The 8,298-nt window shown below is 64.7% G+C and carries 5 protein-coding genes and 1 pseudogene; all 6 read right to left on the bottom strand.

The window, feature by feature from the left end:
• Positions 1–33 precede the first annotated feature (33 nt).
• A complete protein-coding gene (locus E5K02_RS23730; RefSeq protein WP_135398699.1) occupies positions 34–3,075 on the bottom strand; it encodes a Tn3 family transposase in 3,042 nt (1,013 codons plus the stop codon).
• A gap of 45 nt (positions 3,076–3,120) precedes the next feature.
• On the bottom strand, positions 3,121–3,732 hold the full coding sequence (locus E5K02_RS23725) for a recombinase family protein (protein WP_135398697.1): 612 nt from the start codon (positions 3,730–3,732) through the stop codon (positions 3,121–3,123).
• A 223-nt stretch (positions 3,733–3,955) separates the two neighbouring features.
• Complete coding sequence (locus tag E5K02_RS23720) at positions 3,956–4,870, bottom strand: SDR family NAD(P)-dependent oxidoreductase (RefSeq protein WP_135398695.1); 915 nt, start codon at positions 4,868–4,870, stop codon at positions 3,956–3,958.
• Positions 4,871–5,054: 184 nt separating this feature from the next.
• Positions 5,055–5,801: pseudogene (locus E5K02_RS23715) on the bottom strand (SDR family NAD(P)-dependent oxidoreductase); the annotation flags it as partial.
• A 285-nt stretch (positions 5,802–6,086) separates the two neighbouring features.
• Positions 6,087–7,172, bottom strand: a complete 1,086-nt coding sequence (locus E5K02_RS23710) for an adenylate/guanylate cyclase domain-containing protein (protein WP_135398693.1) — start codon at positions 7,170–7,172, stop codon at positions 6,087–6,089.
• A 79-nt stretch (positions 7,173–7,251) separates the two neighbouring features.
• Positions 7,252–8,184 (bottom strand): oxidoreductase, encoded by a 933-nt coding sequence (locus E5K02_RS23705; RefSeq protein WP_135398691.1) that lies wholly within the window; start codon positions 8,182–8,184, stop codon positions 7,252–7,254.
• Between the last annotated feature and the right edge of the window lie 114 nt (positions 8,185–8,298).

Here is an 8,298-nt window from a genome sequence, read left to right as displayed (position 1 = left end):
GGGGTTCCACTAGAGTAGGAACGGAAAACAACGCTAAGGAAATTCGGCCAGCCGTTCTTCCCAGCTGGCGGGGTTGCGCAAGGGGTGCATTTCGCCGGCAGCAATGTGTTCGGGCAAGCTAAAATCGTAGCGGCCCAGCATGTTGACGTGCTCGTGCAGCAAGGGCGAGAGGCGGGCCACGTCCTCCGGGGCCAGTACGCCTTCCGTCTGCTGCCACCTTTCCAGGGCGTGCTGCAGATAGCGCGTGTTCCACAGCACCAGGGCGTTGACCACGAGCCCGAGGGCACCTAATTGGTCTTCCATGCCCTCGCGGTAACGCTGGCGCAACTCGCCTTTCTTACCATGGAACACCGCCCGCGCCACGGCATGCCGCCCCTCGCCCCGATTGAGCTGCACCAAGATGCGCCGGCGGTAGGCCTCGTCCTGCACGTACGCCAGCAGGTATAGCGTTTTTTCGACGCGGCCTAATTCCGCGACGGCCCGCCCCAGCCCGGAGAGGGAGCCCGCTCGCTGCAGGGTGCGCATGACAGCCGTGGCCTTTACTTTGCCGAGTTTCAGGGAGCCGGCCAGGCGCAGCATGTCGTCCCAGTGGTCGTGAATCAGGCGGGCGTTGACCACGTGGCGGCCCAACTCGTTGAGCGGGCCGTAGTCGTCCTCTTTTTCCAGCCGCCAGAAGCGCTGGTCCGCCAGGTCGGCCAGGCGGGGGCTGAAGCGGTAGCCCAGCAGCGAAAACAGGCCAAAGACCACGTCGCTGTAGCCGTGGGTATCGGCCATGATTTCCCTGGGGTCCAGGCTGGTTTGCTGCTCCAGCAGCCCGGCCAGGATGAAGAGCGAGTCGCGCAGGGTACCGGGAATGACGATGCCGTGAAAGCCCGTGAATTGGTCGCTGGTGAAATTGTAGTAGGTCACCCCGCGCTGGGAGCCGAAGTATTTGCGGTTCCAGCCCGCGTGCAGCGTGCGCACGGGCACGACGAAGCGCATGCCGTCGGCCGAGGTCACTTCCCCGCCGCCCCAGACCTGGGCCAACGGCAGCCCGGCCTGGGCATCCACCAACCGGGCATTGGCGGCGGTAAGCGTTTCCGCGCGCAGGTAGTTTTGCTGCACCCACGCTAGGCGCGCCAGCGTCAGGGCCGGCACGTCGGCCCGGGCCACGGTTTTCAGCCCCAGGTTGCACGCCTGGGCCAGCAGCACGGCGCAGATGCTCAGTGGCAGGTCGGCGGCAGCGGGCTGCCCGTCGGCCACGTGGGTAAAGGCATAGGCAAAGCCGGTAAATGCGTCCACCTCCCGCAACAGGGCCGCTAGTTCGACCTGGGGCAGGGCCGCCGCCAGCTGCTCGCGCACGTGCTCCAGCAAATCCGACTCGTCTTGTGCCGGCAACGCGCTGAGCGTGACGACCGGCTGGCCGTCTTGCTCAACCACCTGCAGGGCGGTGTGCCGGGCCAGGTTCTCCCCGACCTCGGCATACGCCGTGCGCAACTGCTGCCCCAATTGGGCCAGTTCCACCGTGGGGTCCAGGGAGCGGTCCAGGGCCCGGGCCACCGGGTCCAGGGCCCGGGCCACCGGGTCCCGCGCCGCTTCCCAGGCCGCGCCGCGCAACAGCTCGGCCCGCGGGTCGGCGTGGCGCCCGCTGGTCGGCACGAACATGTCGCGGCGGCGCAAGGCCTGCTGCAGCCGTTCCAGCACGCAGAGGGTGTAGGCCTGCGGATTCACTTCTCCTTTGGCCGGGAACACCCGCCGGGCCCACCCCTTCGGGACCACCGTGCGGGGTGCGGCTGACCACTTCGGGCGGCCCCGGCCGCCGGCTTCCTGCCGCTGCAAAAAGGCCCAGGCCTCCAGCAGCGGCTTGGCGGTGGGCGTTCCCTCGAAGGCGATGCCGGCCAGCAACGCGGGCAGAAACCGGCGCACCGTGGCGTAACTGCCGCTCAACGCTTCGGCCAACGGGTCTTCCTCCGGGCTGGCCAGTTCCTGCACGGTGGCCGCAGCGGTACGCAAGGACTCCTGGCCCAAGCGGTCGAACACCTGCTGGCGCACCTGCCCGGCCGGTACGGCCTCATCGAGCAGCAGCTCGACGGCCTGCTGGAGTAGCAGCGCGGCCTGGTCCAGGTCCTTGAGCGAGCGCAGGCGCTGGCGCCGGCGCTTGGTTTCGCCCCGCAGGGCCAGCGACGTGAGTAGGCTGTCGAAGAGGTCGAGCACGTCGTCCGTGGCGGTGCGCTCCAGGGTCTGGGCGAAGACCAGCAGCGTGGCCAGCCGGCGTTCCTCGCCCATGCGGAGCAGCGTTTGTGCCCAAGCCAGCTGCGCGTGGCGGGCCAAACGCGCCAACCGGGCTTCGGGTAAGTCATCCACAGGGACGGCGCTCACGCCCAGGGCGCGAATTGCGTCCACGCGGCGCAAGGCGGCGGCCAGCGCCGGGGCAGACACGCGCGTGGGCGGGGTGCGCAGTTGCTCCAGATGGGTGAGCCGCTCCCCGGCCGGCACGGTTAGGAGGGTTTCCAGCGCCGCTTGCTGGGGCGGGCGCAGGCGCGTGCGCAGCTGGCGGTAGAGGTGGCGGCCGGTGCGCTCGCGGACCCGCGCAATCAGGCGGGCCAGCAGCGAGACGCCGGGCAAGACGACCCGTTGCGCGACCAGGTGGGCCGTCGTCAAATCAAACAGCACACTGGGCCGGACGGTGCTGGTCAGCACCTGCGCGTAGAGCCAGCGGGTGATGCGAAACGCCTGCCGCCCGTCAAACGGGGTGTACCCGAGGTGAGCCACAATCCGGGCCTGGTGGTCGTACCACGTGTTCGGCCGGGTCCGGTACGCGGCCAAGGCGTCTGCAGGCACGTGCAGCTGCTCGGCCAGCGTCTGCACCACCACGGCCGGCACTCGCAGCGGGTCGGTCAGGAAAGTGCCCAGAAAGCGCAGGGTGCAGAGCTGCACGGCACACCCCAATTTGTTCGCGGGGCGTCGGCGCGCGGCCAGGAAGTGAGCATCGGCTGCGCTCAGGTAAAAGAACCGGGCCAGCTGTTCGGGGTTGGGCTCGTCGGGGTAGCAGCCGAAGCGGGCGGCCTGCTCGTCGCTGAGAAATTCTACGGGCATGGGCCGGGCGGATGCAGAAGCAGCAAAGGGAAGCGGCGGCGCCGGCTATTCGGCCACCTGGGCAGTGGACGGCGGCTGGGCCGCTCCACCGGTGGGCACCCCGAGGTGCGCGAGGTAGCGGTAAATGGTAGCCCGGCCGACACCGAGCAATTGCCCGATTTCAGCCACGGTTTTGTCCTGCTGCAGGTAGAGCGTTTTGGCGGCCTGGGCTTTGGACAGCGCTTCCTTCGAAAGACCTTTCGGTCGGCCGCCTTGCCGGCCCCGGGCTCGCGCCGCCGTCAGGCCGGCTTTGGTGCGCTCTCGGATCAGGTCGCGCTCAAACTCAGCCAGGGAGGCAAACAGGTTGAACATAAGCCGGCCCTGGGCGGTGGTGGTATCCAGGTGGTCCTGTAGGCTGACGAACTGCACGCCCTGCTGTTGAAAGCCCGTCACCAGCGTGACCAGGTCTTTGAGCGAGCGGCCCAGCCGGTCCAACTTCCACACGACGAGCGTGTCACCGGGGCGCAGGTGGGTGAGCAGGCGCTGCAGGGCCGGACGCTCCTTTCCGGACGACACTTTTTCTTGCACCACCTCGGTGCAGCCGTAGGCCTGCAGCGCGTCGGTCTGCAGGTGCAGCTGCTGGTCGGGGGTACTCACGCGAGCGTAACCAAACACCATGGACAAATTCTCAAGAAGTCAACGCCGGCGAAGATAGTGAGTCGTTGATTCGTGAGAACAACCGATGGGACACTTTCTCCGGTGGCATGCTGGGCGATTATGGGGTTGGCCTGCCGTGCTTATAAAACGTGCGTTTCCTGAGACACACCGACCCGCGCCACAATCTGCCGCCTCGGTCCTAACGGGAATTTCTGGTCTTACTGTTGCGCTCGCGATGCTGTGCCTACGCAATCAGGTTCAGCGCAGCGTCCCACAGCCGTTCCGCATTAGCGGCGTCAAGGGCGTAGGCTGCTACGCCCCGGTAGTCGGCTGGCCGGTGAAAAACGACTTCGGCTTCGTTGCCGTCTTCGAAGTAGCGTCCGCCAATGCCAGCCAGCTGGGGCGAAGTAGCCAGCAGGAGCGTTGTGGCCGCGCCCTGCGACGGAGTTTTGCGCCGCTCGGGCGGGGTTTTCAGTCCCCCGGTGTGCTGTTGCAAATTGGTAGCAATAGCACCAGGATTCAAGGCATTAGCATAAATGCCGTCGGTGGCCCAGCGGCGGGTGGCTTCCACTGCTAGCAACGCACAAGCCGTTTTGGACTGCCCGTAGGCCAGGAACGGGTCATACGGCAGGAAGTTAAACGATAGGTCGTCGAAGAAAACCGGTGCCAACAAGTGGCCACTGGAACTGACCGACACGATGCGCCCGCCTTCGGCAGCCAGGGCGTCGTGCAGGCCCACCGTGAGGGCAAAATGACCCAGGAAGTTAGTGGCGAATTGCATTTCCCAGCCTTCCGGCGTGCGAGCAAGCTCGGGCAAGGCCATGATGCCGGCGTTGTTTATTAGGATATGCAACGAGCCCTGCCAGGCCGCCACAAACGCCCGCACGGAGGCGTGGTCGCTTACATCCAGGGGCATGACCCGCACGTTGGCATTGCCGGTCTGCGCCTGAATGGTGGCGGCCACGGTGCGGCCGACCTCCAAATTACGAACCGCCAGCGTGACGTCGGCCCCGGCAGCGGCCAGCCCCCACGCCGTCTCGATGCCGATGCCCGACGAACTGCCGGTTACAATGGCCCGCTGGCCCCGGAGATGGATGCCCCGGATGACATCGTCAGCGGAGGAACTAAAGCCAAAGGGGGTTACAATGCGTTCTGTCATGGAGGTAGGTATTTCTTTAATGAAAAGGCAACGGCTGATGACGCCTGCGTACCACGCAACGCGAGTATAGTGAATCGTGTAGTTGCCCGGATTTGAAGAACGCCTGGATGGCACCCGTAGGTGACCACCTTCGCTCAGTGAGAAAGAGACGGTCAAGAGCTTACGCGAGAGGCGGCAGCCTTTTTCAGTGGGCCGGAGCGTAGTGTGTTCCCAGGAAAAGGGTTCCCATTTCCCGGCGCGAAGCTTCCGTGCCCACGGCCAGCCGCCGGTCGTACATGCCTTGCGCGTCGCTGCCGGCCACGTAGAGCACTTGGTCCTGGCCGTCGGTCACAGCCTGGTACACCACCGCGGCCACTTCGTCCGGAGTCGAGCCGGTGGTGGCGGGGTCCATCATCCGGTCTACCACGGCCTGAAAGCTCGTCATCAGGTCGTAGTAGGGCGCGGGGGTAGTAGGTCTCGTCTTCGCCCCGAAATCCGTACGAATATAGCCCGGTGCTACGGTCTTCACCCGCACGCCAAAGGGCGCCAACTCATAGCTTAGCCCTTCGCTGAAGGCTTGCAAGCCGAATTTAACCGTGTGGTAGAGGCTGGCCAGGGGGAACGTAACCAGACCGGCCACGGAGGTGATGTTCACAAAGGTACCCTGCCGGTTTTCCCGGAAATGCGGCGTAAACGCCTGCGTCACCCGAATCGGACCTAGCAGATTCGTGTCTATTATTTTCTGCAGGGCTGCTTCGTCCGTTCCCTCAATGGGGCCAGCCATGGGAATGGCGGCATTGTTTACGACCACCTCGATGGTGCCCAAGGCCATTGCCTGGGCGGCAGTGGCAACGATTTGCGCCGGGTCCGTGACGTCCAACGGCAGCAAAACGACATTAGGCAAGGTATTCAACTCGGTTTCAGTGGCTGGCTCGCGCATGGTGGCGATGACCCGCCACCCGTTGCGTTAAAACAATTTAGCGGTGGCTTTGCCCAACCCGGCGCCGGCGCCCGTGATAAAAATGGTCGGTAGTTTAGTCGGTGAATGCATGTCGCGTAAAGTGAAAAATGGAATGCCACAAATGGCTAGGTCGCAGCGCGGCTGGCCGTGGTCAAAACAGGGGATATTGATAATCGAAAACAGGAACTGCAAGGATGCTAGGGTGCCAAGCCACTACCGGTGGGCAGTACGGGCAGCGACTAGTTCCGTCCTCGGAAGCACGCGCGGAGCCAACGCCTACAGCAGGGGCAAGTAGAGTTGCACATCGAACAGCTCCGTGGCGCCGGCTTTGCCGCGCAGGGCGTGGCCGCCCAGGGCCATAAATTGAAACTCGGGCTGCTCCCCCAGTTGCTGGCGCAAGGCAGCCGAAATCAGAAACCGGCTGCCCAGGGCGTTGCACTGGGCCTGAATGCGCGCCGTGGTGTTGAGCACGTCGCCGTGGTACACCACCTCCCGATGCTGCGTGCCCACCAGCACGGTCGTGACCAGGCCGCCGTGCGCTCCGGCCTTGAACGAGGGCACCACCCCATAGGCGGCTTGGTACGCCGCGTGCCGGGCCGTAATTGCCCGCTGCATCTCAAAGAAGCAGTGCAGGCAGTTGGCGTAGTGCTGCCCTGTCGCGGCGGGCCAGCTGATGACCACTTCATCGCCCACGTACTGGTACACTTCCCCGCGGGTGGCCGCAATGGCCGGGCTCACGTCGCGGAAAAAGTCGCTAATGAGGTGGCTGTACCGGTCGTTGCCGAGACGCTCCGCCAGGGGCGTCGAGTCCTTCAGGTCGACGAAGAGAAAAATGCGCGCTTCCGTGGCCGGCTGCTGATACCGGCCGCGAATCAGCTCCCGCAAGCGGCGGCTGCTCATGCCTTGCAACAGTTGCCGCAGCAGGGTGGTCACCCACACCGCCAGGGCATAGACGATGGGAAGCAGCACGAGCTGCCGCCACGGTTCGGCAGCAGCGCTGGCCGGTTCCGTCCACAGGTGCGCCACGCCTACGTGGCGCGCAATCAGGCGAAAGCTGCCGTAGAGCAGCAGCAGCAGCAGGCCATGCCCCACGCCTTGCAGCACCGTGGCCAGGCGCAAGGGCAGGCGTTGTACCAGCGCGGGAAACACGAGTACCTCAAGCGCGCCCAGCGCCCAGCCGATGGGCAGGCCCACCACCGCCAGGGGGAGCAGGGCCCGTGTCGGCACCCACAGCAGCAGGGCCATCGCCAGCAGGATGCCGACGAACGCGCTGCCAAGAAGGCCAATGGTGTGCAGCGCGTGCCGGCGGGCAGCCCAGAACCGGGCACTGCGAGCCGCCAACATTGTACGGGAAGTGGGCATACACGCAGAGGGTAGCCACTGCGCACCGGCAGCGGTCTGTTGGGAAACGACAAAGGGGCTTATGACATGGGCCAAAAAGCTAGGCCGCCACGGTACGCTCGGCGGGCTGCAGGTCGAAGGCAACGCCGGTCAGCTCTTCGCCTACCTGCCATAAGCGCTGGCCAATCAGCGCGTCCTGGGCGGCAGCGGGCACCTTGGCTAGATGGGGCGCTCCTTTCAACTCATTGAAGCCGGACGGTCCCCAATACGTGCCGTTGGTTACCATCGGGGCCACCGCCGCCAGCAGAGAGGGCAAGGCCGCTTTATCTGGCGCGTGCGACAACAACGGAAACACGACGTGCTTGAGGAAGAAACCCGTGGTGCGCTGCAGGTTGGTGTTTGACCCGCCCGGGTGGGCACTCACGGCAATGGTCTTAGCGGGCGAAGCGGCCAGCCGCCGGGCCAACTCAAACGAAAAGACCAGCTCGGCCAGTTTGCTTTGGCCATAGGCGTCCCATTTTTTGTAGGGTTTGGCGGTGCTGTGCAGGTCATCGAAATCAATCGTGGCCGTATTGCCCGCCAGGCTGGACACCGTCACGATGCGGGAATTCTCCACCTCGCGCATCAAGGGCAGCAGCAGGCCGGTGAGGGCAAAGTGGCCCAGGTAATTGGTGCCGAACTGTAGTTCGTGCCCTTGCTTGGTTTGCGTATAGGGTGGAATCATCACTCCGGCATTGTTAATCAACAGGTCCAGCTTGGCATACGCCCGCTGAAAGGCGGTGGCAAAGCGGCGCACGGACTCCAAATCGGACAGGTCGAGTTCCATCACCATTACTTCTGCCCCGGGCACAAGCTGCAGCAGTTGTTGCCGGGCTTCCTGGCCCCGGGCCGTGCTCCGGCACGCCATAATAATGGTTGCCCCTTTTTGGGCCAACGCCCGGGCCGTTTCAAAGCCGATGCCGGAGTTAGCGCCGGTAATCAAGGCTACTCTTTCCGCCTGATTGGGAATTTCATTTTCGGTCCAGTTTTTCATCGCTGTCGGGGGTTAAGGTTATGCTGCAAAGGAAGGCCCTTGCACCCGCGGCCATGTGTCCGAAATGAGTTAGGGTGTGTCCAAAATGACCACCCGGCTGGTCCGGCACGAACT

The sequence above is a fragment of the Hymenobacter metallicola genome (assembly GCF_004745645.1).
Taxonomy (GTDB): domain Bacteria; phylum Bacteroidota; class Bacteroidia; order Cytophagales; family Hymenobacteraceae; genus Hymenobacter; species Hymenobacter metallicola.
Note: the sequence above shows the minus strand (reverse complement) of the source record. Positions and strands in the feature narration are given on the sequence as shown.

Excerpts from the sequence above, each read along its gene's own strand:
- E5K02_RS23730 (WP_135398699.1), bottom strand. The coding sequence starts at position 3,075 with ATGCCCGTAGAATTTCTCAGCGACGAGCAGGCCGCCCGCTTCGGCTGC.
- E5K02_RS23725 (WP_135398697.1), bottom strand. The coding sequence starts at position 3,732 with ATGGTGTTTGGTTACGCTCGCGTGAGTACCCCCGACCAGCAGCTGCAC.
- E5K02_RS23720 (WP_135398695.1), bottom strand. The coding sequence starts at position 4,870 with ATGACAGAACGCATTGTAACCCCCTTTGGCTTTAGTTCCTCCGCTGAC.
- E5K02_RS23710 (WP_135398693.1), bottom strand. The coding sequence starts at position 7,172 with ATGCCCACTTCCCGTACAATGTTGGCGGCTCGCAGTGCCCGGTTCTGG.
- E5K02_RS23705 (WP_135398691.1), bottom strand. The coding sequence starts at position 8,184 with ATGAAAAACTGGACCGAAAATGAAATTCCCAATCAGGCGGAAAGAGTA.